Source organism: Bombilactobacillus apium (assembly GCF_013385145.1).
GTDB classification, from domain to species: Bacteria; Bacillota; Bacilli; order Lactobacillales; family Lactobacillaceae; genus Bombilactobacillus; species Bombilactobacillus apium.
The window spans coordinates 36,863-62,362 of sequence record NZ_JABZEC010000001.1; the positions used below are offsets into that span (position 1 = coordinate 36,863).

At 40.5% G+C, this 25,500-nt stretch carries 29 protein-coding genes, 2 tRNA genes and 1 riboswitch; of the genes, 25 read left to right on the forward strand and 6 right to left on the reverse strand.

Annotated features, from left to right (window positions below):
- Positions 1 to 39 precede the first annotated feature (39 nt).
- Positions 40 to 1,083, reverse strand: coding sequence for a PTS sugar transporter subunit IIC (locus HU830_RS00155; protein ID WP_407647466.1), 1,044 nt, complete (start codon positions 1,081 to 1,083; stop codon positions 40 to 42).
- A 343-nt stretch (positions 1,084 to 1,426) separates the two neighbouring features.
- A riboswitch (Fluoride riboswitch) is annotated at positions 1,427 to 1,499 on the forward strand.
- Between the two features lie 63 nt (positions 1,500 to 1,562).
- Here HU830_RS00155 and HU830_RS00160 point away from each other — a divergent pair.
- From HU830_RS00160 to HU830_RS00170, 3 genes are read left to right on the forward strand one after another with little or no spacing between them, the layout of a single operon-like run.
- Positions 1,563 to 1,919, forward strand: coding sequence for a fluoride efflux transporter FluC (locus HU830_RS00160; protein ID WP_176941798.1), 357 nt, complete (start codon positions 1,563 to 1,565; stop codon positions 1,917 to 1,919).
- Between the two features lie 5 nt (positions 1,920 to 1,924).
- Positions 1,925 to 2,305 (forward strand): fluoride efflux transporter FluC, encoded by a 381-nt coding sequence (locus tag HU830_RS00165; protein WP_176941799.1) that lies wholly within the window; start codon positions 1,925 to 1,927, stop codon positions 2,303 to 2,305.
- Positions 2,306 to 2,357: 52 nt separating this feature from the next.
- On the forward strand, positions 2,358 to 2,558 hold the full coding sequence (locus HU830_RS00170) for a PspC domain-containing protein (protein ID WP_176941800.1): 201 nt from the start codon (positions 2,358 to 2,360) through the stop codon (positions 2,556 to 2,558).
- A gap of 50 nt (positions 2,559 to 2,608) precedes the next feature.
- Here HU830_RS00170 and HU830_RS00175 read toward each other — a convergent pair.
- The 4 genes from HU830_RS00175 to HU830_RS00190 form a co-directional block, all read right to left on the reverse strand.
- Positions 2,609 to 2,681: transfer RNA gene (locus HU830_RS00175), tRNA-Gln, on the reverse strand.
- A 173-nt stretch (positions 2,682 to 2,854) separates the two neighbouring features.
- The gene (glyA, locus tag HU830_RS00180) at positions 2,855 to 4,087 is read right to left on the reverse strand and encodes a serine hydroxymethyltransferase (RefSeq protein ID WP_176941801.1); all 1,233 of its coding nucleotides are present in this window, start codon (positions 4,085 to 4,087) and stop codon (positions 2,855 to 2,857) included.
- Positions 4,088 to 4,300: 213 nt separating this feature from the next.
- Positions 4,301 to 4,372, reverse strand: a tRNA-Glu gene (locus HU830_RS00185).
- 58 nt (positions 4,373 to 4,430) lie between these two features.
- Complete coding sequence (locus tag HU830_RS00190) at positions 4,431 to 5,096, reverse strand: CPBP family intramembrane glutamic endopeptidase (RefSeq protein WP_176941802.1); 666 nt, start codon at positions 5,094 to 5,096, stop codon at positions 4,431 to 4,433.
- A 36-nt stretch (positions 5,097 to 5,132) separates the two neighbouring features.
- Here HU830_RS00190 and HU830_RS00195 point away from each other — a divergent pair, with 36 nt between their 5' ends.
- From HU830_RS00195 to HU830_RS00205, 3 genes are read left to right on the forward strand one after another with little or no spacing between them, the layout of a single operon-like run.
- Positions 5,133 to 6,857 carry an ABC transporter ATP-binding protein gene (locus HU830_RS00195; protein ID WP_176941803.1) on the forward strand — a complete coding sequence of 575 codons (1,725 nt, stop codon included), beginning with the start codon at positions 5,133 to 5,135 and terminating at the stop codon, positions 6,855 to 6,857.
- Positions 6,857 to 8,698 carry an ABC transporter ATP-binding protein gene (locus tag HU830_RS00200; protein ID WP_176941804.1) on the forward strand — a complete coding sequence of 614 codons (1,842 nt, stop codon included), beginning with the start codon at positions 6,857 to 6,859 and terminating at the stop codon, positions 8,696 to 8,698. Before HU830_RS00195 ends, HU830_RS00200 begins: the two co-directional genes overlap by 1 nt.
- 17 nt (positions 8,699 to 8,715) lie before the next feature.
- Positions 8,716 to 9,702: a serine hydrolase domain-containing protein gene (locus HU830_RS00205; protein ID WP_176941805.1), complete on the forward strand. Its 987-nt coding sequence runs from the start codon at positions 8,716 to 8,718 to the stop codon at positions 9,700 to 9,702.
- A gap of 58 nt (positions 9,703 to 9,760) precedes the next feature.
- Here HU830_RS00205 and HU830_RS00210 read toward each other — a convergent pair whose 3' ends face one another.
- Complete coding sequence (locus HU830_RS00210; protein ID WP_407647463.1) at positions 9,761 to 11,140, reverse strand: MurT ligase domain-containing protein; 1,380 nt, start codon at positions 11,138 to 11,140, stop codon at positions 9,761 to 9,763.
- Positions 11,141 to 11,279: 139 nt separating this feature from the next.
- On the opposite strand from HU830_RS00210, the gene HU830_RS00215 reads away from it, so the two are divergent.
- From HU830_RS00215 to HU830_RS00305, 19 genes are all read left to right on the forward strand, one after another.
- Positions 11,280 to 11,864, forward strand: a complete 585-nt coding sequence (locus HU830_RS00215; protein ID WP_176941807.1) for a thymidine kinase — start codon at positions 11,280 to 11,282, stop codon at positions 11,862 to 11,864.
- A gap of 8 nt (positions 11,865 to 11,872) precedes the next feature.
- Positions 11,873 to 12,970, forward strand: coding sequence for a peptide chain release factor 1 (prfA, locus tag HU830_RS00220; RefSeq protein WP_176941808.1), 1,098 nt, complete (start codon positions 11,873 to 11,875; stop codon positions 12,968 to 12,970).
- Positions 12,948 to 13,796 (forward strand): peptide chain release factor N(5)-glutamine methyltransferase, encoded by an 849-nt coding sequence (gene prmC, locus HU830_RS00225; protein WP_176941809.1) that lies wholly within the window; start codon positions 12,948 to 12,950, stop codon positions 13,794 to 13,796. The genes prfA and prmC overlap by 23 nt, the downstream gene beginning before the upstream one ends.
- Position 13,797: 1 nt before the next feature.
- Positions 13,798 to 14,826, forward strand: coding sequence for an L-threonylcarbamoyladenylate synthase (locus HU830_RS00230; RefSeq protein ID WP_176941810.1), 1,029 nt, complete (start codon positions 13,798 to 13,800; stop codon positions 14,824 to 14,826).
- Positions 14,827 to 14,828: 2 nt separating this feature from the next.
- Entirely contained in the window at positions 14,829 to 15,458 is a 630-nt protein-coding gene (upp, locus tag HU830_RS00235) for a uracil phosphoribosyltransferase (protein ID WP_176941811.1), read from the forward strand.
- A 143-nt stretch (positions 15,459 to 15,601) separates the two neighbouring features.
- On the forward strand, positions 15,602 to 16,297 hold the full coding sequence (atpB, locus tag HU830_RS00240; RefSeq protein ID WP_176942101.1) for a F0F1 ATP synthase subunit A: 696 nt from the start codon (positions 15,602 to 15,604) through the stop codon (positions 16,295 to 16,297).
- A gap of 16 nt (positions 16,298 to 16,313) precedes the next feature.
- Positions 16,314 to 16,523, forward strand: a complete 210-nt coding sequence (gene atpE / locus HU830_RS00245; RefSeq protein WP_176941812.1) for a F0F1 ATP synthase subunit C — start codon at positions 16,314 to 16,316, stop codon at positions 16,521 to 16,523.
- Between the two features lie 42 nt (positions 16,524 to 16,565).
- Positions 16,566 to 17,087, forward strand: coding sequence for a F0F1 ATP synthase subunit B (gene atpF / locus HU830_RS00250; protein ID WP_176941813.1), 522 nt, complete (start codon positions 16,566 to 16,568; stop codon positions 17,085 to 17,087).
- Positions 17,074 to 17,619, forward strand: coding sequence for an ATP synthase F1 subunit delta (gene atpH, locus HU830_RS00255; protein ID WP_176941814.1), 546 nt, complete (start codon positions 17,074 to 17,076; stop codon positions 17,617 to 17,619). The genes atpF and atpH overlap by 14 nt, the downstream gene beginning before the upstream one ends.
- A gap of 21 nt (positions 17,620 to 17,640) precedes the next feature.
- Positions 17,641 to 19,167: a F0F1 ATP synthase subunit alpha gene (gene atpA / locus HU830_RS00260; RefSeq protein WP_176941815.1), complete on the forward strand. Its 1,527-nt coding sequence runs from the start codon at positions 17,641 to 17,643 to the stop codon at positions 19,165 to 19,167.
- A 16-nt stretch (positions 19,168 to 19,183) separates the two neighbouring features.
- Positions 19,184 to 20,107: a F0F1 ATP synthase subunit gamma gene (locus HU830_RS00265; RefSeq protein WP_176941816.1), complete on the forward strand. Its 924-nt coding sequence runs from the start codon at positions 19,184 to 19,186 to the stop codon at positions 20,105 to 20,107.
- Between the two features lie 16 nt (positions 20,108 to 20,123).
- Entirely contained in the window at positions 20,124 to 21,578 is a 1,455-nt protein-coding gene (atpD, locus tag HU830_RS00270) for a F0F1 ATP synthase subunit beta (RefSeq protein ID WP_194946696.1), read from the forward strand.
- A 14-nt stretch (positions 21,579 to 21,592) separates the two neighbouring features.
- Positions 21,593 to 22,021 (forward strand): F0F1 ATP synthase subunit epsilon, encoded by a 429-nt coding sequence (locus HU830_RS00275; protein WP_176942103.1) that lies wholly within the window; start codon positions 21,593 to 21,595, stop codon positions 22,019 to 22,021.
- Positions 22,022 to 22,074: 53 nt separating this feature from the next.
- Positions 22,075 to 22,308 (forward strand): DUF1146 family protein, encoded by a 234-nt coding sequence (locus tag HU830_RS00280; protein ID WP_176941817.1) that lies wholly within the window; start codon positions 22,075 to 22,077, stop codon positions 22,306 to 22,308.
- 148 nt (positions 22,309 to 22,456) lie between these two features.
- Positions 22,457 to 23,449: a rod shape-determining protein gene (gene mreB, locus HU830_RS00285; protein ID WP_176941818.1), complete on the forward strand. Its 993-nt coding sequence runs from the start codon at positions 22,457 to 22,459 to the stop codon at positions 23,447 to 23,449.
- A gap of 19 nt (positions 23,450 to 23,468) precedes the next feature.
- Positions 23,469 to 23,639, forward strand: coding sequence for a DNA-directed RNA polymerase subunit beta (locus tag HU830_RS00290; protein ID WP_176941819.1), 171 nt, complete (start codon positions 23,469 to 23,471; stop codon positions 23,637 to 23,639).
- A 10-nt stretch (positions 23,640 to 23,649) separates the two neighbouring features.
- Positions 23,650 to 23,940: a membrane protein insertion efficiency factor YidD gene (gene yidD, locus HU830_RS00295; RefSeq protein ID WP_176941820.1), complete on the forward strand. Its 291-nt coding sequence runs from the start codon at positions 23,650 to 23,652 to the stop codon at positions 23,938 to 23,940.
- A 10-nt stretch (positions 23,941 to 23,950) separates the two neighbouring features.
- Entirely contained in the window at positions 23,951 to 24,187 is a 237-nt protein-coding gene (locus tag HU830_RS00300) for a DUF2969 family protein (RefSeq protein ID WP_176941821.1), read from the forward strand.
- A gap of 10 nt (positions 24,188 to 24,197) precedes the next feature.
- On the forward strand, positions 24,198 to 25,400 hold the full coding sequence (locus HU830_RS00305) for an FtsW/RodA/SpoVE family cell cycle protein (RefSeq protein ID WP_176941822.1): 1,203 nt from the start codon (positions 24,198 to 24,200) through the stop codon (positions 25,398 to 25,400).
- Positions 25,401 to 25,500: the final 100 nt, after the last annotated feature.

A 25,500-nucleotide genomic window follows, 5' to 3' on the forward strand; every position in this document is an offset into this window, starting at 1 on the left:
TATATTTATCATAGCACGAACCCTAAATCTCTGTATTTGCTATTCATAATTGAGGGCAAAGTCACTAGCTTGGAAGTAATGGAGTTTTCGCTGCCAAAGGTAATTGCTGACTAGACTCAGAGTGATCGGCAAAATTAAGAAGTTTAAGACGATGATTCCGATGTTGAGCCAAGTATTATTATGAAAGCCTTCGAGAGCGACTAAAGGACCAATGAGACCAGAAAAACCAAAGCCCGCACTTAAAGGGGTTCCCGTTATTTGGAAGAAGGAGCCAATTCCGCCAGCAATTCCGGCATTTAGCAAGATGGGAAGAAAGAGGCGTGGGCGTTTAATAAGGTTAGCCATTTGAATTTTGGGAGATCCTAGAAAATGGGCCAAGGAAGTGCCCACAGAGTTAGCTTTCCAACCATAAATAGCAAGAGCAAAGCTGGCCGCCACAATTCCCAGATTGGCAGCTCCAGCGGCTAAGCCATTGATTCCAATAGCGGTCGCAATTCCGACCGAAGAAATAGGCGAAACAATTAAGAAGGCAAAGGCAATTGCCATGAGAACGCTCATTAATACTGGTTGTAAGGTATTGAACTGATTGATAATTATTCCGATTCCTTGAGCAATTTGGCTAACCGGTTGTAGGGTTAAACTCCCAGTTCCTCCAGCAACAACTAAAACAATTAGAGGAACTAACAAAATTGTGTAAGCTTGCAGGCGGGAACCAATCAATTCTAAGAGCAGATAGCCAAGGAAGATAGTCAAGGCAAGATTAATGACGTCCCCTGAACCTTGAGCTTGAAAACCCGTCTTAGTAAAGTGGAAATTACCAGCTCCGGCTACAGCAGCCAGGATCAAAGCGGCGGTGTGAATTGGCGAAAGCTTACCGACCATTCCGACACAAGCAGCACTGGTCATCGGTAAAAGGAGAGCTGCCAAGCTGGTTAAAGTGGTAATAAAAGCTAATTGGGGGAAACTAGGTAAAAGGAATTTAATTAGCTGGTTTACCAAGGCTCCAGGAATTAGGGCCACAATAACTCCCATGGAGATTCCGTTTAAAGTATTCATGACAATCGGACCGAGAAAAGATTTGATCTTCATATTCTCACCTCAAAAAATAAAATAAAAAGTCCTCACAGCATGAAGCCTGTGAGGACCAATAAATTTGCTGGAAAAGTCTCACAGGTTAAGTTTTACTTGATCTGTGAGAACTTTGCAGACAACGAAAGCACTTCTGACTCCCAGATCATTCCGGAAACCAAAAGTAATATCGAGAGCTATTTAAATGGCGTTGGGTTAGACGATTCATAAAAAGGCTCCTTGTTAAGATTAAATTGAATTTTACCGAATGAAGATTAATAATTCAAGTGATAATCTGAGAAAATTCCCCAAATTTAACTTTACCTTATTTTGGAGTGGGATTATAATGATTTTGTAATTTAAGAATGGTGATGACGTTCGCCTAAAATATTAGTAGTTACTGACTATTAATTGATGACGTCTACTGACTAGAATTTTAGGAGTCAGTAGGCGTTTTTTAATGGTTAAAATAATAACGAAAGTGAGTGGAGTTAATGGATTTTTGGTTGGTTAGTTTGGGGAGTGGAATAGGCTCTCTGTTACGTTATGGAGTAACTTTTTTAGCTCAAAAATTATGGTCGCAAAATAGTTTTGTGGGAACCTTAATTATTAATTGGAGCGGGAGTTTTCTCCTGGCCTATTTCTGGGCGTGCCGACTCACCGGGATGGAGACTAGTTTTTGGGGAAGTGGGGTGCTTGGTGGCTGGACCACTTTTTCCACATTAAATAAGGACTTGCTTACCCTAGGAGGACAAAAACGCTGGTGGGTGGCTTGCTTGTACGGAGGCTTAAGTTATGTAGGAGGGATTTTAATAGCGATGAGCGGCTATTATTTAGGTCAAAGGAGTTGAGGTAAATGACTGGAATCTTAGTTTTTATCGGGGGAATGCTTGGTGGTGCCTTACGATATAGTCTCCTGCAATTAATTTCGACGCCAGTTACTAATTGGTTAGGGTTATTATTAATAAACTTATTAGGCAGTGGTTTATTAACTTTTTGGAATCGTTATGGGCTTGAACAATTGAAACTACGGCCAGCTCTATTAACAGCTGGTGGGATGGGAGTGTTAGGAGGATTTACCTCGTATTCAGCTTTTAGCTTGGATTTCTTAAAATTGCTTTTGCATCAGCAATGGATACTTGCTGGATTCTATGTTATTTTAACAATAGCTGGCAGTTTATTAGCGGCTTTTCTGGGTAATTTTTTAGCCCAACGTTTAATTGAATTTCATCGTTAAAGCTCGGAAGAAGCCGCTAGAGGTTTAAAATTCAATAAAGGAAGGTTAATTTATGCATATTAGGATTCGACGTTCAGGTTCTAATTGTTATTTGGCAGGAGTTCTGGGCGGTTTAGCAGAACATTTTGACTGGAACGCTGGTGTTTTAAGAGCACTTTTCATCTTTCTCAGTATTCCTTTTTTCTATACCATGCCAATTATTTATTTGTTTCTTTGGTTATTAATGGAAAAACCGGACTATCATGTCCATTAATATTAAAAAAGAGGCGATCTTAAATTTAAGATCGCCTCCTTTTATTCTGATTGGGTATGTAGGGCTCGAACCTACAAATTACGGATTCAGAGTCCGTTGCCTTACCGGTTTGGCGAATACCCAATTAACTAACATAAAGATAATAGCGAAAAAAAAACTAACTGTCAAGGCTTAGCAGAAAATTATTCATCAAAAGCCCGGATTAACTTTCAATTTTATGTAAACTAAAAAACATCCATAGTGGTCAAAATTCATTAAAGCTAGGATTTTGATTTAATTTTATGGATGTTTTTAGATTAACGTTGAATTGGATGATCAGCGGTTAAATTGAGAACTTGTTGGCTCAATTTTGTTAAAGTTTCTGATTGATCGGGAGCTTGAAAGGCAGCTAAAACAATTCGTGCGGTTTCTTGCGCTGCTGGAACTTGGAAACCACGACTAGTAATAGCGGGAGTACCTAAACGCAACCCCGAAGTTTTAGAAGGTGGTAATTGGTCATTAGGAATTGCTTCTTTGTTAGTTGTAATATGAATTGAATCTAGTAGATTCTGAGCTTGAAGGCCATTTAAACCAGTCGCACTCAAATCAAGAGTTAATAGATGATTATCGGTCCCACCAGTTAAAACGTGGACTTGATCAGATTCTTCAAAGACTTGCGCCATCGCTTGCGCATTTTTGACGACTTGTTGCATATATTCCTTAAACTCTGGTTGGAGAGCTTCTTGGAAAGAAACAGCTTTCGCTGCAATAATGTGTTCTAAAGGACCACCTTGAGTACCCGGGAAAACCGCACTGTTAATTCGTCGCGCGTTTTCGGCTTGCGAAAGAATTAAACCGCCTCGAGGTCCCCGAAGAGTTTTATGGGTGGTTGAAGTTACGACGTCGGCAATGCCTACGGGACTAGGATGGAGACCCGTAGCAACTAAGCCAGCGATGTGGGCCATATCGACCATCAATTTAGCTCCGACAGAATCAGCAATCTCACGGAATTTTTGAAAATTGATTACTCGGCTATAGGCAGAGGCCCCAGCCACAATCATTTTCGGCTGGAATTCTTCAGTGATTTGTTGGACAGCATCGTAATCAATCCAGCCTTGGTCATCTACTCCGTAGGAAGCAAAGTGATATAGCTTTCCTGAAAAATTAACTTTGGAGCCGTGGGTTAAATGCCCTCCGGCATCCAAATCCATCCCTAAAACGCGATCTCCGGGCTTTAGAAAGGCGCGATAGGCAGCCTCATTGGCTTGAGAACCAGAGTGGGGTTGAACGTTAGCGTATTCTGCCTGAAATAGTTCTTTGGCTCGATCAATGGCTAGTTGTTCAACTTCATCAATGTATTCTGTTCCTCCGTAGTAGCGGCGACCAGGATATCCTTCAGCATACTTGTTAGTTAAAACGGAACCTTGGGCTGCTTGAACGCCAGTAGAGACGATATTCTCCGAAGCGATTAATTCGATATTCTCATCTTGACGTTGTTTTTCCCGGGCAATTGCTCCCCACAACTGAGGGTCTTGTTCTTGGTAGTCCATTAATAACACCTCACTTAAATTTAAATTAATTATAATATAGTCGGGCTACTAAAAGAATAAGGTATTTTAAAAATTACGTAAAAAAATAAAGCGACCCCTAATTATGGCCACTTTACTCTTAACAGCTGTTGAAAATCCCGCTAAAATACTGCTGTTGACTACACATATACTACTCAAATCAACTTTAAAAGACTGATTCCTTAACTAAAATTATCGCCCGTACGGGAATCGAACCCGTAACTCCACCTTGAGAGGGTGGCGTCTTAACCGTTTGACCAACGGGCAATACAACAACAGATATAATACTGGAAGAATTACTGGCTGTCAAGACTATTCTTGAAAGTCAGTGACCCAAGAATTGAAGTAAAATCGGAAAAAGATTATTAATGAAGTGCAGAGCGATATTAGTTTTAATATTGCGACTTTTGACATAAATTAAGCCCAGAATCAATCCGAGGAGAAATTTAGATAGGAAGTAAAAGGGATCACTGGAAATATGCAGAAGTCCGAATAATAAAGCACTAATTAAAGCTCCCCAGTAAAGATGGTTCTTAAAAAACCAATTGATAAAATAACTTCGAAATAGTAATTCTTCAGTAATTGGGGCGCCAAAAACGGCATAAAGAGCAAAGAAGATTGGGAACGCGGTCATAATTTGATTTAGACCGCTGACATTTTGGTTGGTAGCCTGCATCAGGGGTAAGAGCAAAATTGTTAGGAGACAGTTAGCAGCCACCCCCAAAGCTAATAACCCCCAACTCCGGCTATTAAAGCGGAGCGTGGGAAAAGTTTGGGTACGCTGATGAATCCAAAACATAATGGCAACAATCACAATTGTTAATAAAATAACTCCTGTTTGTAGCCAAGAATGAGCTAAACCAGTGTGGGGAACATGAGAGTTTGCGGCTTTTAGGAGAAAAGAAGCTGGCAATTGTTGAAGAATATATAAAAAAATAAAGGCTAAGATATGACTAATTATGGTAAGATAATTTCTAATTTTTAAATTCATTTATAAACACCTAATTTGAGAAATGGAAGTGAACTTATGTTTCAACTGATGAAAGGTCGGGTTTCCTTTTGGAAGGTAGCAGGAACGGTTATTTTCATGATCCTGCAAGTTTTAACAACCCTTTATTTGCCAAATTTGACCGCAGATATTGTCAACAACGGGATTACCAAAGGCGATACACATTATATCATAATTGCCAGTGGGAAAATGCTGTTGACCTCGATCCTTGTGGTGCTTGCTTCTTTCAGTAATGTTTTTTTAGCGGCCCAAGTTTCCCAAAAATTGGGCCAGAAATTACGGACGGATATTTATCAAAAAGTTCTTTATATGTCTAATGATGAATTCGATCAGGTGGGTACCTCGTCTCTAATCACCCGAACAACTAATGACGTCTTACAAGTGCAAAATGTGGTTATGATGTTGTTGAGAATGATGATTATGGCCCCCATTATGATGATAGGTGCTAGTTTAATGGCCTACCAAAAAAATGCCCAACTGACGCAAGTTTTCCTAATTGTAATTCCTATTTTAGCGATAGTTTTAGGAATTATTATGTATTGGGCGGTACCTTTATTTAAAGCGATGCAACAAAAAACGGATCGTTTAAATTTGATTTTTCGGGAAGGCTTAACTGGGGTGCGGGTAATTCGCGCTTTTCGGCAAGATCAATATGAGCAAAAACGTTTTGGCCAAGCAAATCAAGATTATACCCACAATGCGGAGAAGGTTTATTCGATTGTTGCGGCAATGCCCCCAATAATGACTTTAATTATGGGCGGAACTAATATTGGGATTACTTGGTTAGGAGCTCACTATATCGCGCAACAAAGTTTACAGGTGGGAAACTTAATCGCCTTTATGACCTACGCCATGCAAATTTTGATGAGCTGCACGATGTTAGCCGTAGTTTTTGTAGTTGTTCCACGAGCCCAAGCTTCCGCGGCCCGGATTCGGGGAGTCTTGGATTTACAAAGTCAATTGCAAGAACCGAAAACTAGTTCCCCTAATCCTAGTTCAAGAGCGAGTTTGGAATTTCGAAAAGTTGGCTTCCGCTATCAACAAGCAGAAAAGTCAGTCTTAACCGGAGTCAATTTTCAAGCTCAAGCCGGACAAACCGTGGGAATTATTGGCGGAACTGGCTCAGGCAAGACCACCTTAGTCAGTCTAATTTCGCGAATGTACGATGTTACTACTGGGGCGGTCTTGGTAAATGGTTCAGACGTTCGCCAACAGACCCTAACCGAAATTAACACCCAAGTGGCGGTTGCCTTTCAAAAAGCAATTTTATTTAAAGGTAGCTTACGAGAAAATCTTCAATATGGAAATTCCGAAGCTACAGATGAACAACTTTGGCACGCTTTAGCGATTGCCCAAGCCCAAGATTTTGTCCAAGCGGCTCAAGGGTTAGAGACTTGGGTTGAACAAGACGGAAGTAATTTTTCTGGGGGTCAGCGACAAAGATTGACAATTGCTCGAGCCTTGGTGAAAGAAGCGGCTATTTATGTTTTTGATGATTCCTTCTCGGCCCTGGATTTTCAAACTGATGCCCGTTTGCGGCAGGCTTTACGCCAAGATCCCCGAATGAAAACTAAAATTATAGTCATCGTTGGCCAAAGAATTTCGACGATTGCTGATGCGGATACTATTTTAGTTTTAGATCAAGGACAGATGGTGGGCTGTGGCACCCATGCCGAATTGAAGGCCAAGAATGCTACTTATCAAGAAATTATGCAATCGCAAATTAAAGGGGGCGTCAATTAATGACCCAAAAAAAGAAGACTAAGCAAGCTCAATTTGCTCCCCAGCGAGCCCAAAACTTTTGGGGGACTACTTGGCGGTTATTTCGTTATCTATCGGGATATAATTTGGTTCTCGCTTTAGTATTGATTTTGGCGGTTGCTGCAACAATTTTTCAGATTAAAATTCCCAAGGTTCTCGGCGAAGCCACAACGGAAATTTATCGGGGAGTAATACAAGGTTTAGCCCAGCAAAAAGTGGGGCAGCATTTAAGTCAATTACCAATTAATTTTTCAAAAATTGGCCAGATTCTACTGCTGGTAATTGGGTTGTATCTCTTATCAGCTGGTTTCAATCTGATTCAGCAATTATTGATGACCCGGGCCTCGCAAAGAAGTGTTTTTAAATTGCGGCGCGATTTAAAGGCCAAGCTCCAAAGGCTACCGATTAGCTATTATGATACTCATGATAATGGAGATCTAATGTCGCGAGCGATTAACGATATGGATAATATTGCTAGTACCTTGCAACAAAGTTTGACCCAATTGGTGACCAGTTTAGTTACTTTTGTGGGAACCTTGTGGATGATGTTTACTATTAGTTGGCAGTTAGCTCTAGTTGCTTTAGTAACGGTTCCTTTAAGTATGGTAGTTGTTGGTTTAGTAGCTCCTAAATCACAACGCGCCTTTGCTGCCCAACAAAAGTCTTTGGGAAGTTTAAACAGCCGAGTCGAAGAAAATTATGCGGGCCATTTGGTATTGAAAAGTTTCAACCGTGAACCAGCGGCACTTCAGGAATTTAATGAAGAAAATAATCGTCTCTACCATTCCGCATGGAAGGCGCAATTGTTAGCCGGAATTTTGATGCCGCTAATGACTTTTGTTAATAATTTGGGTTATGTCGCCGTGGCTTTATTTGGCGGTCTGCAAGTGGCTCAAGGAAGCTTGCCAATTGGGGATATTCAGGCCTTTCTCCAGTATGTACAACAATTTTCCCAACCAATTACGCAATTAGCTAACTTGGCAAATACGATTCAGGCCACAGTAGCTTCCGCAGAACGAATTTTCCAAGTCTTGGATGAACCAGAATTAGAGCCTGATTTACCAGCGACCGAAGCAAAGGCAGACGCTAGTTTAGTAGAATTTGATCAAGTAAAGTTTGCTTATACCCCTGACCGCCCTCTGTTAACTAACTACTCGTTAAAAGTAGCTCAGGGGGAAATGGTCGCTATTGTTGGTCCTACCGGAGCTGGAAAAACAACAATTATTAATTTATTGGAACGTTTTTATGAAGTTCAAGCTGGGGCGATTTACCTTCGGGGGCAGGATACGCGTTCCATGAGTCGAGAACAGTTACGGTCTCATTTAGCAATGGTTTTACAGGAGACTTGGTTATTTACAGGAACCATTTATGAAAATCTTCAATACGGTAATGAAGCGGCCACCAAAGCAGAAATTATGCAGGCCGCTAAAGCGGCTCATGTTGATGAATTTGTACGTCAGCTTCCACAAGGTTACGAGACCGTTCTTAATGAAGAAGCCTCGAATATTTCTCAAGGACAACGGCAGTTATTAACCATTGCCCGTGCTTTTGTAGCTGATCCCGAAATTTTGATTTTAGATGAAGCAACCTCGTCGGTTGATACCCGAACGGAACTCCAAATTCAGCACGCTATGCAGCTTTTACTTCGGGGACGAACGAGTTTTGTTGTGGCCCATCGTTTATCGACAATTCAAGATGCTGATCAAATTATTGTCATGAATCATGGTAAGATTATCGAGACTGGTCAACATAAAAGTTTGTTGGCTCGCCAAGGTTTTTATGCCCACTTATATAACTCGCAGTTTAGTGGGCAAATTAATTAATAAAAGAGGCATTGCAAGTGAGGATTGTTAGTCAGCTCCAAGCTTTAGTTAATGATCAAGTTGTGCCCGGTTTGAGCTATGCTTATCTAACGGAAAAAAATTGTTTTCAAGGACAATGGGGAGTAAATACTTGGCAACCGCAAGTGACGACTATCCCGCCGGATGCCTTATATGATTTAGCTTCTTTAACCAAAGTTTTGGGAACAACGACTGCGGTTTTACAGTTAATCGGTCAGGGGATTTGGACTTATGATCTACCAGTCCAGAAATTAATTCCAGAATTTCCTCATTCCCAAGTTACCTTACGCCAGCTAATGACGCACACTTCAGGTTTACGCGGTTATATTCCCCAGCGTGATCAACTGACTAGTTTACAATTATTGCAGGCGATTATTAATTTACCTTTAACTTCTGAGTGGCGCCGAGTAATCAGATATACCGATACGGGACCCATCTTGGCGGGAGTAATGTTGGAACGCTATTATCAGTGGCCAGTGCAAGTAGTTATTGAAAAGCAGGTGTTACGACCCTTAGCTCTAAAAACGGCTACTTTCCAGCCTAATCCCCAACAATGTGTGGTCACTAGCCAGCGCAATAACCATTGGTTACGGGGAGTAGTTCATGATCCTAAAGCTTTTCAGCTAGGGAAACACTGTGCCTCGGCGGGCTTATTTGCGGGAATTGCAGATTTGCTAAAATTTAGCTCTTGGTTCTTAGGACTCTGGCAGCCGGCTACGGCCCCCATTTCTCAAGCACAAATTCAAACCTTATTTCAAAGTTTTACAAGGGTTAGTCCCGGAAGATCATTTGGTTGGGACTTGTTATGGAATGCTCAACAAGAAGCGGTTTTGTATCACACAGGTTATACCGGTAATTTCTGGATTTTAGATCGCGCCCAGAAACGAGCTCTAATTGTGTTGAGTAATCGGGTTCATCCTGAAAATAATAATCAACGTTTTTTACGCCGGCGGAACGCGATTGTGGAAAATTTTTTGAATAACTAAATAAGCCTAAAATTGAGTTATGGTTGACTCAGTTTTAGGCTTATTTCAATAATTAATCTTAATTAGAACTAGTTTGCGAGTCGAGGGCCTTACGATCAAGTAAACCTTGACTATTTAATTTTTTTCGCAGTTGGAGCATGGCGGTGTAAGTAGCTAAAACATAAATCTTCTCACTTGCTTGCTTACTTAAGACCTGAATGAAATCGCCTAAGTCGGGTTGAGAATGAAGTTTTTGGGGATTGACGCCAGCCACTTGGAAACGGAAATTAATGTCTTGATTTCGTTCACCGGCGGTAATCACGGAAGTGATTTGGGAGAACGGTAATTCTTCAAAGTCCCCATCCCAAATCCAACTGGTATCAATTCCGTCAGCATAATTAGCATTGAGAGCAAAACCAAGACAGTAGGGCTTGGAGTCAGACTTTAAAGTGGTGAGCACTTCGTTAAGTCCTACAGGATTTTTAACTAAAATAATCGTGAGTTCTTTGGAACCAAGTTGGATGACTTCTTGCCGGCCAAAAATTTGTTGGTTATTTTGGAAAGCTGCTTGAATTTGTTGCGGTTGAACGCCAAAAGCTCGGCCGGTGGCATAGGCAGCTAGAGCATTATAAATATTGTACATTCCACCGACATTAAGACTAAAGTCTTGGCCATCAATTGCAAATTGCGTTTGATGAGGGGCTAAGGTTTTTACTTGAGTCACTTGATAATTTAAACTGGGACGGTGAAAGTGGCAGTTTGGGCAAAAGTAATCGCCTAAGTTAGCATAGGTAATTAAATGATAGTGCATGATCGATTGACATTGCGGGCAAAGGACACCATCGACGTTAAACTTAGCTCGTAAATCAGTTTGGGAATTAGATTCATTTTGAAAACCATAATAAATTTTAGGATTTGGTAGGCTTTTGGAATTAAAAATCGCCGCATCGGCATTGAGAATCAATTTAGCTTGCGGTGCTAACTTAATTCCGGCTAGAATCTTTTCGTAAGTAGTATAAATTTCACCATAACGATCCATTTGATCGCGAAAAATGTTAGTCAAAACAAAGGCGCTCGGAGTCATGGCTCGACAAATCGCTTCAACATTGGCTTCGTCAACTTCCAAAACAGCTAAAGGTTGATCCTTGCCAAGTGAACTTTTATTTTGGGCTAAGAAAGCCGAGGTAATTCCTTGCACCATATTAGATCCCGTGGGATTAGTTAAGACGTTGAATTGAGCTTCTTGTAAAATCTTGGTAATCAAAGCGGTGGTTAAGGTCTTACCATTGGTTCCAGTGACGATAATGACACGATAATTGTGACTTAATTCTCTAAGAACTTGAGGGTCTAGATGATAAGCCAATTTTCCCGGAAGGGAACTGCCTCGATGAAATCCGTCGTGTAAAACACGATATGTTATTTTACCAACGCTAGCAGCAAACTTAGATTTTAAACTCATAAAATTCATCCTTTTCCATAATAAAAAAATCATACCATAAATTGCCGAGTTTATTGACTAATTACCAGAAGAATTGTGGAAGTTTTCTTTGTTTTCGCTATAATGAAGAACAGTGCAAATGAAAAAAGGAGGTGCAACCGTGGCGCAACTATTTTTCCGCTATGGAGTTATGAATGCCGGTAAGTCAATTGAAGTGCTGAAAGTAGCTCATAATTACGAGGAACAAGGTAAAAAGGTGCTGTTATTGACAAGTAGCCTAGATACCCGTTCGGGACGAGGAAAAGTTTCTAGTCGGATTGGTCTCGAACGTGCGGCAGTGGTGGTAGAAGCCCAAACTAAGGTATTTCAACTAGTTCAAGCAGAGTATGAGCAAGTAGATTGTATCTTAATTGATGAAGCGCAATTTTTGACCGCGGATCAAGTACGACAATTAGCCCAGATTGTTGATGAATTAGGAATTCCGGTTATTGCGTTCGGTTTAAAGAATGATTCTCGTAATCAGCTCTTTCCCGGTTCCCAAGCACTATTAATTTATGCTGACAAAATTGAAGAAATGAAAACTATTTGTTGGTTTTGCAGCAAAAAGGCTACGATGATTTTACGGATTACGGATGGTCAACCTGACTATGGTGGTGAGCAAGTTCATATTGGTGGTAATGATTCCTACTATCCAGTTTGTCGGCGGCACTATTTAAATCCTCCGTTAACAAAAATAAGAAAGTGAGGCTCATTGTGGATAAGATTTTTGAACAACTTGAAGGTCTCGTAGAACACTACGAAGAACTTCAAGAAATGATGAGTGATCCGGATGTAATTAACGATACTCCGCGTTATTTAAAGATTTCCAAAGAGGTTGCAGAAATTCAACCAATTGTAGCGGCTTTTACCGAATATCAGCAATTAAAGTCTGATATTACCGAAAGTAAAGAAGTTCTAGCAGAAAGCAAAGATCCGGAATTAGCTGATTTAGCTAAGGAAGATTTAGCTGAGATGGAACCGCGCTTGGCAACAGTCGAAGAACAAATTAAGATTTTGATGCTTCCCAAAGATCCTAATGATGATAAAAATATTATCATGGAATTACGGGGAGCCGCTGGTGGAGACGAAGCTAGTTTATTTGCCGGTGACTTGTTGGATATGTATGAACGTTATGCGGAACGACAAGGCTGGCAGTTTGAAATCATCGATGCTACCAAGACGGAAGTTGGTGGCTATAAAGAAGTCGCTTTGATGATTAGTGGTAAAAATGTCTATTCCAAGTTGAAATTTGAGAATGGTGCCCATCGAGTACAACGAATTCCGACGACCGAATCGGCGGGACGAGTGCATACATCAACGGCAACGGTAGCGGTGATGCCTGAATATGATGAAGTCGACCTCGAGATTGATCCTAAGGATATTCGGGTTGATGTTTATCGTTCTTCCGGAGCTGGTGGTCAGCATATTAATAAAACTTCTTCAGCTGTTCGGATGACGCATTTGCCGACGGGAATTGTTGTGGCAATGCAAGACCAGCGTTCCCAACAACAAAACCGGGAAAAAGCAATGCAGATTCTTCGAAGTCGGGTTTATGATTACTATGAATCCCAAAATCAGGATGAATATGCGGCAGAAAGAAAGTCAGCCGTGGGAACCGGCGATCGTTCTGAACGAATCCGCACTTATAACTATCCCCAAAACCGGGTGACGGATCACCGGATTGGTTTGTCATTGAATAAATTAGACAAGATTTTAAATGGTCAATTGGATGAAATTATTGATGCCTTGATTTTGTCTGATCAAACTCAAAAGTTGGAGCAGATCCAAAATGGAAAGACAAAGCTATATTAATGCCCTTAAGCGGGCTTTTTTAGTGCTTGAAAAACAGCAGCAAGATCCGCAAGTGGCCCAGTATTTATTACTAGAAATGCTGGGTTGGAATCAGAGTCGCTTTCAATTACATCAAGATGAATTAATGCCTTTAGCGCAGCAAAAAAAATTTGCGCAAGCCATTCAATTAGCGGTTTTAGCCTATCCACCACAGTATATTTTGGAACGAGCCTGGTTTTACGGGCGCCAGTTCTATGTTAATCCGGCAGTTCTGATTCCTCGCCAAGACAGCGAAACAATGATTGCCCAAATTTTGGCAACAAAAACGCAGAATTTGCACTTATTGGAGTTGGGAACAGGTTCTGGAGCCTTGGCTTTGACTTTAGCTTTGGAGGGGAAGTGGCAAACTGTAACTGCCACCGATATTTCACCGGCGGCTTTAAAGGTGGCGCAAATTAATCAAGAATACTATCAAGTTCCACTGAAGTTACTAACTGGAGATTTATTTGCCCCGGTGACACAAGAGCAGTTTGATGTGATTGTCTTTAATCCACCCTACATTGCTAAAGAAGAGACTAAATACATGGACACTTCCGTGCTACAATATGAACCGAAGCAAGCTCTTTTTGCTCCACAAAAAGGCTTAGCTTTTTATCAACGTTTCTTTGCAGAAGTGGCTAACTATTTATCACCCAAGGGGTCAGCTTATTTAGAATTTGGCTTCCAACAACAAGCGGAAATTAGTACAATATTTCAGGAACAATTGCCCGATTGGCAAATTGATTTTTTCCGTGACTTGGCACAACAACCGCGCTTTTTACGACTCAGAAGAAAAGAGGTGAATTAAGATGGAAACAAAAATTTTAAAGCCAAACCAATTGGATCAAGCTGCTCAAGCTTTAGCTCAAGGACAACTAGTGGCCTTTCCGACGGAAACCGTGTATGGCTTAGGAGCTGATGCAACCAATGTTGCTGCTTGTCAAAAGGTTTATGCTGCTAAGGGTCGTCCCAGTGATAATCCTTTGATTGTTCATGTTTCTAGTCCTCAAATGGTGTGGCAATATGCTCAAGGGCCAGTAGCAGCAGCTGAACAATTGATGCAAAAATATTGGCCCGGACCTTTGACAATTATTTTACCGGTCCGGCCGGGATGTTTATCAACAACTGTTACTGGCGGCTTGAAGACTGCTGCTTTTCGGATGCCGGATAATGCTACAACTTTAGCTTTAATTGATTGTTTACAAAAGCCACTTGTGGGGCCATCAGCTAATACTTCCGGAAAGCCTAGTCCAACAATGGCTCTCCATGTTAAACATGATCTTAATGGTCGAATTGCGGCGATTATTGATGATGGACCAACTAAAGTTGGTTTAGAATCGACTGTCTTGGATTTGACGGTAACACCGCCGACAATTTTGCGTCCCGGGGCTTTGACTCTGCAAGAGTTGGAAAAAGTAATTGGAACTGTTCAAAGTGATCACCATCAAGTTCAGGCGGGAGAAATTCCCAAGGCGCCAGGGATGAAGTATAAACATTATGCTCCCCAAGCTCAGGTGATTATTGTCGACCATCCGCAAGATTTTCCAGCTGCTGTAAAGTGGGTCCAGCAACAAGAAATGCCCTTTGCACTTTTAGCAGAAGACGAGGTTTTAAAAGTTTTAGATTTAACTGCAGCCCAAGCAACTTTTTCTCTAGGAGATTCTCTAACTTCAGCAAGCCATTTATTATTTGCGGGCTTACGAAAGTTTGATTTGGATCCGCAAATTAAATATATTTTGGCCCAAGGTGAACCTGATCAAGGTTTAGGTTCAGCTTATATGAACCGTTTGAATAAATCCGCTGGGAACCAACACTTTAATCATTTGGAGGCTAACTAAAGATGTCTAAATTTACAGTTTTAAATCACCCGTTAATCCAACATAAGTTGACTATTATGCGTTCTGCTGCGACGGGAACCCGCAATTTCCGGCAAGCAGCTAACGAAATTGCCAAATTAATGGTTTATGAAATTACCCGTGACTTACCATTGAAGGATGTTCAAATTGAAACTCCCATGGGGAAAACGACGCAGAAAGTTTTATCAGGAAAAAAATTAGCCGTTATTCCGATTTTGCGTGCCGGTTTAGGTATGGTTGACGGCGTTTTGGAATTAATTCCGGCTGCTAAAGTTGGTCATATTGGAATGTACCGAGATGAAAAGACCTTAAAGCCTCACGAATATTTTGTAAAAATGCCTTCGGATATTGACCAACGAGAATTAATCATTGTTGACCCGATGTTAGCAACTGGTGGTTCCGCTAATATGGCAATTGAGGCTTTAAAGAAACGTGGAGCAAAACATATGCGTTTGGTCGTTTTAGTCGCTGCTCCAGAAGGGGTCAAGAAAGTTCAGGCCGAACATCCAGATGTGGATATTTATGCAGCTGCTTTAGATGAATGTTTAACTGATAATGGCTATATTTTCCCTGGTTTAGGCGATGCTGGCGACCGACTTTTCGGAACAAAATAAGTTTTGAAAAATATTAATAATTTATTTTCAGAGGTCTTTGCATTTGGGTTCTTTGGTGGTAATCTATCCATATGCTTAGGATTTGCATAAGTGTTTTCCTAAATTTTATATGAGAGGGGTGATACTGATTGAATAATTATCCCATGGTATCAGTGGGTGGCTTAACCTTTAATATTGCTAACTGTCTGTCAGCTTTGGTCACGGCAATTATCGTTTTCGTTTTCTTTTTTGCTCTATCACGCAAAATTGAACTCCGTCCAGGGAAAGCACAAAACTTTTTGGAATGGATTGTTGACTTTACAAATGGCATTGTTAAATCTTTCATTCCCAATCGGCAGGAAGCAGAACCATTTATGCTCTATGCCTTTGTCTTATTTGCTTTCATTTTTGTGTCTAACCAACTTGGTCTGATTTTTGAAATTGCTGCTGGTGGACAGACTTTTATCAAGTCGCCGACCTCGGATCCAATTGTGACCATGACCTTGGCAACAATTACCTTGGTCTTATCACATTTCTTCAGTGTTCAGAAGTATGGTTTTAAAAAGTATTTGGTTAATTACACGAAACCAGTGGGCTTTTTATTACCTATTAATATCTTGGAAGAGTTTACAAACTTCTTGACGTTAGCGTTACGGTTGTACGGTAACATTTATTCGGGAGAAGTTTTACTAGACTTAATCGTCAAGATGTCTCATTCCTTTGGATGGGTCAGTTTTGTTGGTGTCATGCCAATTAGTATGGTTTGGCAAGGATTTTCAGTCTTCATTGGGGCTATTCAAGCCTACGTTTTTGTAACCTTATCTAGTGTTTATATATCCCATAAAGTGGTAACGGAATAATTTGGAGGTAATTTTAATGAAATTTTTAGGTGCAGGTATTGCAGCAGGATTGGCAGCCCTAGCTGCTTCTTATGGTAACGGTCATGTTATTTCAAAGACAATTGAAAGTATGGCTCGGCAACCAGAAATGTCCGGTCAATTACGATCCATGATGTTCATCGGTGTTGGTTTAATTGAAGCGGTCCCGATTTTAGCCATTGTTATTGCCTTCATCATGATTTTTTAGTTAATTTTCTAGATTCTATTAAGAGAAGGGAATGACGTATCAGTGCAAACGGGATTATTGTTCGCAGCAGAATCTTCATCTTTAGGCGATACGTTGTTTATTTTAATTTCATTTATTATACTCACCGTTTTAGTAAAACATTTTGCTTGGGGTCCAATTTTAAATATGATGGACAAGCGAGTAAAAAAGATTACCGGTGATTTAGATTATGCCGATCAAGAACGCAAGAGTGCAACTGAATTAAAAGAACAACGTCAGGCTGCTTTGAGCAATTCACGGGCCGAAGCGGTCCAAATTGTGGCTAATGCTAAGCAGTCAGGTGAAGACCAAAAACAAGCAATTGTTGAATCTGCCCATGCCCAAGCTCAAGATATTGGGGCTAAGGCCCAAGCTGATGCTCAACAAGTTAAGACAGAAACTCTCAAGTCAGTTCAATCTGATGTGGCGCAACTTTCCGTTGATATTGCGTCAAAGATTATTGGACGTGAGCTATCGGTTGATGATCAAAAGGATCTAATCAACTCGTATATTAAGGAGTTGAGTACTGGTCATGAAGTTAAATAATGTTGAAGTAGGGCGCCGTTATGCTCGGGCTTTGTTTGATTATGCGCAAGAAAATGGTAAAGAACAGGCCGTTTTGGAAGAGTTGCAGATCTTACAACAAGTTTATGAGCAAGTTCCTAGTTTAGGAGCAATTTTGACCGATGCTCGGTTAACTTTAACGGAAAAACAAGCTCTATTAAAAAAGTTACAGCAAAAATTTAGCAAGATTATCCAAGTTTTTCTCCAGCTTTTGTTAGACTATCGGCGTTTAAATGCACTGCCAGAAATTGTTGCAGCCTATCTGAAGCTTTTTGATGAAAAAACAGCGACTTATGCGGTCACGGTTACCAGTGCAGTGACTTTAGACCAAGATCAATTACATGAATTACAAGCAGCTGTTAAACAACGCTTTCATGCTCAAACCGTGGTTGTTCAAACTCAAATCGATCCTGAAATTATAGGTGGTATTATCATTCGAGTCGGAGATCAGGTCATTGATGGAAGTATTCGCACACGGATTAAGCAACTCAATCAGGCTTTGCTTAATAATTAATCAAGTATAGAGGTGAGTTGAATGAGCATTAAAGCTGAAGAAATCAGTTCCTTAATTAAAGAGCAATTGAAGAACTATCACGACGAGCTAACGGTTGATGAAGTTGGAACCGTTACTTACGTTGGTGATGGGATTGCTCGTGCTCATGGATTAGACAATGTCATGTCTAATGAGCTCTTGGAATTTACCAATGGCTCATTTGGAATCGCGCAGAACTTGGAAAGTAATGATGTCGGGATTATCGTTTTAGGTAAATTTGACGATATTCGTGAAGGTGACCAAGTTAAGCGGACACAAAGAATTATGGAAGTTCCTGTGGGAGAAGAGTTAATTGGTCGGGTAGTGAATCCTTTGGGACAAGCTGTTGATGGCCTCGGGGCGATTAAGACAACTAAGACACGTCCGATTGAAACTGAAGCTCCTGGCGTTATGGCTCGACAATCAGTTTCCGAACCTTTACAAACCGGTTTAAAGGCGATCGATTCCTTAGTCCCAATTGGTCGTGGTCAGCGGGAATTAATTATCGGTGACCGGAAAACCGGAAAGACCTCGGTGGCTATTGATACAATCTTGAACCAAAAAGATCAAAATATGATTTGTATCTACGTAGCTATTGGGCAAAAAGAATCCACAATTCGAGCTCAAGTAGAAACTTTGCGCCAAATGGGTGCCTTGGATTATACAATTGTAGTCGAAGCGGGTCCTAGTGAACCAGCCCCTCTTTTGTACATTGCTCCTTATGCCGGTGCAGCAATGGGTGAAGAGTTCATGTACAACGGTAAGCATGTCTTAATCGTTTATGATGATTTAAGTAAACAAGCTGCCGCTTATCGGGAAATATCTTTGCTGTTACGACGTCCGCCAGGGCGGGAAGCTTATCCTGGAGATGTTTTCTACTTGCACTCTCGTTTGTTGGAACGGGCAGCTAAATTGAATGATCAATTGGGCGGTGGTTCAATGACGGCCTTACCAATCATTGAAACGCAAGCCGGAGATATCTCAGCTTATATTCCAACCAACGTAATTTCAATCACCGATGGACAGATCTTCTTACAAAGCGATATGTTCTATGCCGGAAATCGGCCTGCGGTTGATGCCGGAACTTCGGTTTCCCGGGTTGGGGGCGATGCTCAGATTAAAGCGATGAAGAAAGTTGTCGGAACTTTACGTTTGGATATTGCTTCTTACAATGAATTGGAATCTTTTGCTCAATTTGGCTCTGATTTAGATGATGCAACTCAGGCAAAATTAAATCGTGGTCGGGTAACAATCGAAATTTTAAAGCAACCGTTGCATAGCCCATTACCGGTTGAAAAACAAGTTGTGATTTTCTATGCTTTGGTTCATGGATTTGTAGATAAGATTCCGTTGAATCAAGTTCAAGCCTTTGAGCAAGGATTATTTGATTTCTTTGATAGCAATCGTGCTGAATTGTTGAAGGAAATCAAGCAGACGGGTGATTTACCGGCTGAAGATGATATGAATAAAGCGATTGATGATTTTGTAACTGGATTTACAGTTAATAATAAACAGCAAGACGCAGAATAGTAGGGAGGGATGACTGATGGCAGAATCCTTAACGGATATTAAACGCCGTATTGCTTCAACGCAGAAAACCGGTCAGATTACTCATGCTATGCAGATGGTTTCTGGTTCTAAATTAACGCAAATCGAAAAAAAATCTGCGGCTTATCAACTTTATGAACAAAAGCTCAAAGATACAATGTCGTATTTAATTGCCGGCAAATTGCTAAGCCAATATCAAGGGGGAGATCATACTCAAGATGGTTTTTCCCTCGATACACTTTTGAAAATTCGTCCAATTAAAAAGACAGCCTATTTAGTGGTTACTTCAGACCGTGGTTTGGTGGGAAGTTATAATTCAACTATTTTAAAGGCGACGATGGAGTTATTAGAACAGAAGCATCAAGGTGATAAATCTCAATTCACGATTATTGCAATAGGTGGGACCGGCGCTGACTTCTTTAAAAAGCGCGGTTACGATATTGCTTATGAATATCGGGGAATTGCAGATGTTCCAGATTTTGAAACAGTTCGTGCTTTAGTCAAGACTTGCGTTGAATTGTTTGATGCTGAGGCCTTTGATCAGCTGTATATGTGTCATAATCATCATGTTAACTCTTTAACTTCTGAATTTACGGTTGATAAGCTATTGCCATTATCGCAGGATTTAGCTTCCGATGTTGATTTAACTAGTTTTGAGAGTCAACAAAGTTATATTGTCGATCCATCAATCGAAAGTGTTTTAGAAGGTCTAGTACCGCAATATATCGAAAGTATTATCTTCGGTTCGATTATGGATGCGAAGACAGCGGAACATGCTGCTTCCATGGCTGCGATGCGTGCAGCAACAGATAATGCTAATGACCTGATTTCAACTTTGAGTTTGAAATACAATCGTGCTCGACAAGCACAAATTACCACTGAAATCACTGAAATTATTGGTGGAGCAGCGGCACTAGAATAAGGAAGGAGTTATTTACATGAGTCAAGGAAAAGTAGTCCAAGTTATTGGACCCGTGGTTGACGTTGAGTTTCCACTGGATGGCTCCTTGCCAGACATTAATAATGCTTTGACCGTCAAGAACAACCAAGGTAATATTATTACCTTGGAAGTTTCCTTGGAATTGGGCGATGGAGTTATGCGGACCATTGCGATGTCTGGAACTGATGGTTTACAACGGGGAACTGTTGTTGAAGATTCTGGTCATCCAATTCAAGTTCCTGTCGGGGAAGTAACCCTTGGACGGGTATTTAATGTTTTAGGAGAACCAATTGATAATGGAGAAAAGATTGCCACTGACGTTCAGCGTGATAACATCCATAAGGATGCTCCTAAGTATGATGAATTAAGTACAACTACGGAAGTTTTGGAAACTGGGATCAAAGTTATTGATCTTTTGGAACCTTACTTGCGGGGTGGGAAAGTTGGTCTCTTCGGTGGTGCCGGAGTTGGGAAAACGGTTTTAATTCAAGAGTTAATTCATAATATTGCCCAAGAGCATAACGGAATTTCTGTTTTCACGGGGGTCGGCGAACGGACTCGTGAAGGAAATGATTTGTATTATGAAATGAAAGAATCTGGCGTATTGGCGAAGACAGCGATGGTCTTTGGTCAAATGAATGAATCTCCTGGGGTTCGGATGCGGGTAGCTTTAACTGGAGTTACGATGGCGGAATATTTCCGGGATGTTGAAGGACAAGATGTGCTTTTGTTCATCGATAATATCTTCCGGTTTACCCAGGCTGGTTCTGAAGTTTCGGCCTTGTTAGGACGAATGCCATCTGCTGTTGGTTATCAGCCAACTCTAGCTACTGAAATGGGTCAATTGCAGGAACGGATTACTTCAACTAATAAGGGATCTATTACCTCTATTCAAGCTGTTTATGTTCCAGCCGATGACTATACGGACCCAGCACCAGCAACTGAATTTGCGCACTTGGATGCTACCACTAATCTAGAGCGGAGCTTGACCCAGCAAGGAATCTATCCGGCCGTGGATCCTTTAGCATCGACTTCTAGCGCCTTGGATCCGCAAATTGTTGGCGAAGAGCACTACCAAGTAGCCACTGAAGTTCAGCATACCTTGCAACGTTACCATGAATTACAAGATATTATTTCCATTTTGGGGATGGATGAATTATCAGATGAAGAAAAACAAGTCGTGGCTCGCGCTCGACGGATGCAATTCTTCCTATCCCAAAACTTCCATGTAGCGGAGCAATTTACGGGCCAGCCTGGTTCTTATGTTTCAATTGCCGATACGGTGAAGGGTTTCAAAGAAATTTTAGCAGGCAAATATGATGACGTTCCGGAAGATGCTTTCCGGGGGGTTGGAAAAATCGAAGAAGTTTTGGAAAAAGCTAAGAAGATGGGCTATCAAGCTCCAGAAGAAACTTCTAACGATGATCAAGATGCACAAGCTGCCGCTAATTAGTGGGGGTGAGGACAATCGATGACCAACATGAAGTACTCGTTAATATCGTGACTCCCGAAGGACAAGTTTACTCACACCATGCCAAACGCCTAGTAGTACGAGCTACGGATGGAGATCTCGGTATTTTGCCGAATCATTTGCCAATCATTGCAACCTTGAAGATCGCGGAAGTTCGTACTTTGCGAGCTGATAAGGCCGATCACGAAGATGCAATTGCGGTTAATGGTGGATATCTTGAATTTCGCGATAATGTCGCCAATATCATTGCCAATAGTGCAGAACGGGCCCGAGATATTGATTTACGGCGAGCTCGTTATGCCCAAGAGCGTGCTGAACAGCAAATTGCTCATGCTAAAGAGATTCATGATTCTGATGACCGGAGGCGGGCTGAAGTTGCTTTAGCACGGGCTTTGAATCGAATTAACGTTTATAATGATAAGTAACGAAGGAAGTCCTCGAATCTTTGAGGACTTTTTCTATATTATGGGGGAAAAGAATGCAGCAATTGGGAATACAGAATTTATTATCGATTTTCAGCCTGATTTTCTTTATCTGGTTAGCTTTCTTGGCAATTCAAAGTGTTAATTGGGATCAAATCTTACAAGCTCATAGTAATCGCTATGGAAAATTATTGATCGTTTTACTAGCCATTGCCTTAGGATATTTAGTCAATTCCGCATTTATCAACTTACTTCAGTCTTGTCAGGGGATCCGCTTGTTATTTGGCTAACTAGGATTTTAAAGAATTTCAAAATTATTTTGATAATTTTTGCCAGCCTCTTGGGTTAGTTCTTAGCAATATGTTAAACTAAAATCACCAGTGTACGGTGTTTAAATATGCTATAATTAGAACCAGTTAAATTTTTGGAGGCTGACTAATGGCAAAGTCAATCGGAATTGATTTGGGAACCGCAAATATCTTAATTAATGTTAAAGGCGAAGGAATTGTTGTCAACGAGCCGTCAGTAGTTGCCATTAACACGAATAATAATGAAGTGGTTGCTGTGGGTGAAGAAGCCTATAAAATGGTAGGCCGAACTCCCGGAAATATTAAAGCTATTCGACCATTAAAAGATGGCGTAATTGCCGATTTTGATATTACAGAAAAAATGTTGAAGTATTTTATTAATAAAATCAATGTTAAAACAATGTTCTCCCGACCGGTAATTATGATTTGTTGTCCAACTAATATTACTTCAGTTGAGCAGAAATCAATTATTGAAGCAGCTGAACAAACTGGAAGTAAGGATGTCTATCTAGAATTTGAACCTAAAGTTGCCGCTGTCGGGGCAGGGATGGATATTTTTAAGCCCCAAGGAAATATGGTGATTGATATTGGTGGGGGAACAAGTGATATTGCGATCCTGTCAATGGGGGATATTGCTGCTAGCAAGTCTCTTCGTTTAGCCGGTGATAAGATGAACACTGCTATTCAAAATTACGTAAAAACTAATAATAATATTATTATTGGTGAAAGAACGGCTGAGGATGTTAAAATTCAAATTAGTAGTGCTTTTGAGCCCGATCCAGAAAAAAAGATGATGATTCGTGGACGAGATTTACGAACCGGCTTACCAACGAGTGTAACTATTTCCGAGGTTGATACGCAGGCAGCTTTAAATGATATTTTCTACACTATTATTGATGGTATTAAGTCCGTTTTGGAACAGGCTTCTCCAGAGTTATCTGCTGATATTATTGATCAAGGAATTATTTTAACCGGAGGCGGTTCCTTAGTTAAGGGAATCGATAAGTTATTCTCCCGAGAATTACAAGTTCCCGTTACGGTGGCAGAAAGTCCCTTGGATACTGTAGCTTTGGGTACTGGAATCTTGTTGGATCATATTGCTCATAACAAAAAACAACACTAGTTTCTAAGGTAGGCCAAAGATGAATAAATCTTACGGAAATCATTTATTAAAAATTATTGGGATGATTATCATTATTTTTGTCATCCTATTCATTGTTGGAATGATGCTTGGAGCTATTTTGGGGGGTGGAAACTTATTAACCCCGTTATTGCCAAGTACTTGGGCGCACATTGCTGATTTTGCAAGTTAGAGGTTAGAGTTTGCGTACGGTTTTATATTTTTTAATTCGAAGTTATCAAAAGTGGATTTCTCCGGCATTGCCGCCGTCTTGTCGTTACTACCCGACTTGTTCTAGCTATATGTTAACTGCTCTCCAAAAATATGGTTTAATTCGTGGCTTGATTATGGGTTGTGCGCGAATTATTCGCTGTAATCCTTTCGTTCGGGGGGGAGTTGACCCCGTACCACCAGCGTTTACAGTTTTTAGAAATAAACATCCAGAACAGTATGAGGATGAAATCATTGCGCAAAGATTTCATCCTTATGATTAAAGAGGAATTTATGCGAACAAAAGAACGGAAATTTGATGTTGAATTAACCGAACTTTCTCCTAAAAGTTGGAAAGTTAATGTAATTGCCAAAAAGAAAACTCGGACCATTGCTGAGATCACTTTATTGGATGATAAGCACTATGAAGTTGTCGCGGTTGATGATCGAAATGCACCGACATTGACGGTGTCGAGTTTAGGGAAGGCGTTAAATAGTGCAGTTATGCAGTTTAATTTGCACTTACATTAGAAGGTGAAAGATGGAGTTATTTAGTTTACCCAAAAAACCGGAAGATGATGCTCGAATCGATTATGGAGTTATTTTCTCGGTAATGATTTTAGCTTTGATTGGCTTACTGTCGATTTATGTTGCTGCTGCTCACGATTCTAATGCTACTAATCCTTGGAAAATGGTTATCTCACAGTTTGTATGGTATTTTGTGGGGGCCGTGGGTGTTTTTATCATTATGCACTTAGATGCTCAACAGCTCTGGAAGATCGCTCCTTACGCTTATGGAATAGGAATTTTTCTTTTAGTTCTTGTGCTATTCTTTTACAGTCGGGCTTATGCAGAAAAAACGGGAGCTCACAGTTGGTTTGCAATTGGGCCTTTTTCTTTCCAACCTTCGGAGTTTATGAAGCCAGCCTTTATTTTGATGTTGGGTCGGGTCATAACTGAGCATAATCACATCTATCAAAAGCATACTTTACGCAATGATCGAATTTTGATTACTAAGATCATTGGTTGGTCTTTACCCATTGTCGCTTTGATGTTGCTCCAAAAGGACTTTGGAACTATGTTGGTTTTCTTGGCGATTATTGCGGGAATCATGTTAGTTTCAGGGATCGATTGGCGGATTATTACTTTTTTAGTGATTGTCTTAGGGGCAATTTGTTTCGCGGCGGTTTCGTTAGTCGCGACAGATGAAGGTCGAGCGATTTTAAGTAAGATTGGTTTTCACGCCTATCAATTTGAGCGAATTGACTCTTGGCTAGATCCTTCTCGCGATACTTCTAATCATAGTTATCAATTGTGGCAAAATTTAAAAGCCATCGGTTCAGGACAATTGCTGGGAAAGGGATTTAATCATTCCACAGTTTATGTTCCAGTGCGGGAATCCGATATGATTTTTTCGGTTATCGCCGAAAACTTTGGTTTTATTGGGGCTAGTTTTTTAATCCTAATGTATTTCTTGCTCATTTCCCAAATGGTTCGAGTTACCTTTGACACTAAAAATGAATTTTATGCTTATGTTTCAACAGGAATTATTATGATGATTTTATTCCATGTTTTTGAAAATATTGGAATGAGTATTGGTCTTCTGCCAATGACGGGAATTCCTCTGCCTTTTATTTCTCAAGGGGGATCAGCCCTGCTTGCTAATATGATTGGAATTGGAGTCATTATGTCTATGCGCTATCACTATAAGAGTTATATGTTTAGCAGTAATAAGTTTAATTAAAACTGAAAAATGACTACCTTTTAAGTCCTCAGCCAGCTTGGCGGAAGGGCTTTTTTACTGGTTTATGTTAACGCGGTAAGTCTGATTGGAGTAAGAAAAA

Bases quoted from the DNA above. Each gene is read 5' to 3' on its own strand.
- prmC (WP_176941809.1), top strand. From the start codon at position 12,948: ATGGAAAGACAAAGCTATATTAATGCCCTTAAGCGGGCTTTTTTAGTG.
- HU830_RS00200 (WP_176941804.1), top strand. From the start codon at position 6,857: ATGACCCAAAAAAAGAAGACTAAGCAAGCTCAATTTGCTCCCCAGCGA.
- HU830_RS00290 (WP_176941819.1), top strand. From the start codon at position 23,469: ATGAATAAATCTTACGGAAATCATTTATTAAAAATTATTGGGATGATT.
- HU830_RS00165 (WP_176941799.1), top strand. From the start codon at position 1,925: ATGACTGGAATCTTAGTTTTTATCGGGGGAATGCTTGGTGGTGCCTTA.
- atpD (WP_194946696.1), top strand. From the start codon at position 20,124: ATGAGTCAAGGAAAAGTAGTCCAAGTTATTGGACCCGTGGTTGACGTT.
- HU830_RS00170 (WP_176941800.1), top strand. From the start codon at position 2,358: ATGCATATTAGGATTCGACGTTCAGGTTCTAATTGTTATTTGGCAGGA.
- HU830_RS00190 (WP_176941802.1), bottom strand. From the start codon at position 5,096: ATGAATTTAAAAATTAGAAATTATCTTACCATAATTAGTCATATCTTA.
- atpB (WP_176942101.1), top strand. From the start codon at position 15,602: ATGGTATCAGTGGGTGGCTTAACCTTTAATATTGCTAACTGTCTGTCA.
- atpH (WP_176941814.1), top strand. From the start codon at position 17,074: ATGAAGTTAAATAATGTTGAAGTAGGGCGCCGTTATGCTCGGGCTTTG.
- HU830_RS00160 (WP_176941798.1), top strand. From the start codon at position 1,563: ATGGATTTTTGGTTGGTTAGTTTGGGGAGTGGAATAGGCTCTCTGTTA.
- HU830_RS00305 (WP_176941822.1), top strand. From the start codon at position 24,198: ATGGAGTTATTTAGTTTACCCAAAAAACCGGAAGATGATGCTCGAATC.
- HU830_RS00280 (WP_176941817.1), top strand. From the start codon at position 22,075: ATGCAGCAATTGGGAATACAGAATTTATTATCGATTTTCAGCCTGATT.
- atpA (WP_176941815.1), top strand. From the start codon at position 17,641: ATGAGCATTAAAGCTGAAGAAATCAGTTCCTTAATTAAAGAGCAATTG.
- atpE (WP_176941812.1), top strand. From the start codon at position 16,314: ATGAAATTTTTAGGTGCAGGTATTGCAGCAGGATTGGCAGCCCTAGCT.
- HU830_RS00300 (WP_176941821.1), top strand. From the start codon at position 23,951: ATGCGAACAAAAGAACGGAAATTTGATGTTGAATTAACCGAACTTTCT.
- HU830_RS00265 (WP_176941816.1), top strand. From the start codon at position 19,184: ATGGCAGAATCCTTAACGGATATTAAACGCCGTATTGCTTCAACGCAG.
- mreB (WP_176941818.1), top strand. From the start codon at position 22,457: ATGGCAAAGTCAATCGGAATTGATTTGGGAACCGCAAATATCTTAATT.
- glyA (WP_176941801.1), bottom strand. From the start codon at position 4,087: ATGGACTACCAAGAACAAGACCCTCAGTTGTGGGGAGCAATTGCCCGG.
- HU830_RS00210 (WP_407647463.1), bottom strand. From the start codon at position 11,140: ATGAGTTTAAAATCTAAGTTTGCTGCTAGCGTTGGTAAAATAACATAT.
- HU830_RS00230 (WP_176941810.1), top strand. From the start codon at position 13,798: ATGGAAACAAAAATTTTAAAGCCAAACCAATTGGATCAAGCTGCTCAA.
- HU830_RS00195 (WP_176941803.1), top strand. From the start codon at position 5,133: ATGTTTCAACTGATGAAAGGTCGGGTTTCCTTTTGGAAGGTAGCAGGA.
- upp (WP_176941811.1), top strand. From the start codon at position 14,829: ATGTCTAAATTTACAGTTTTAAATCACCCGTTAATCCAACATAAGTTG.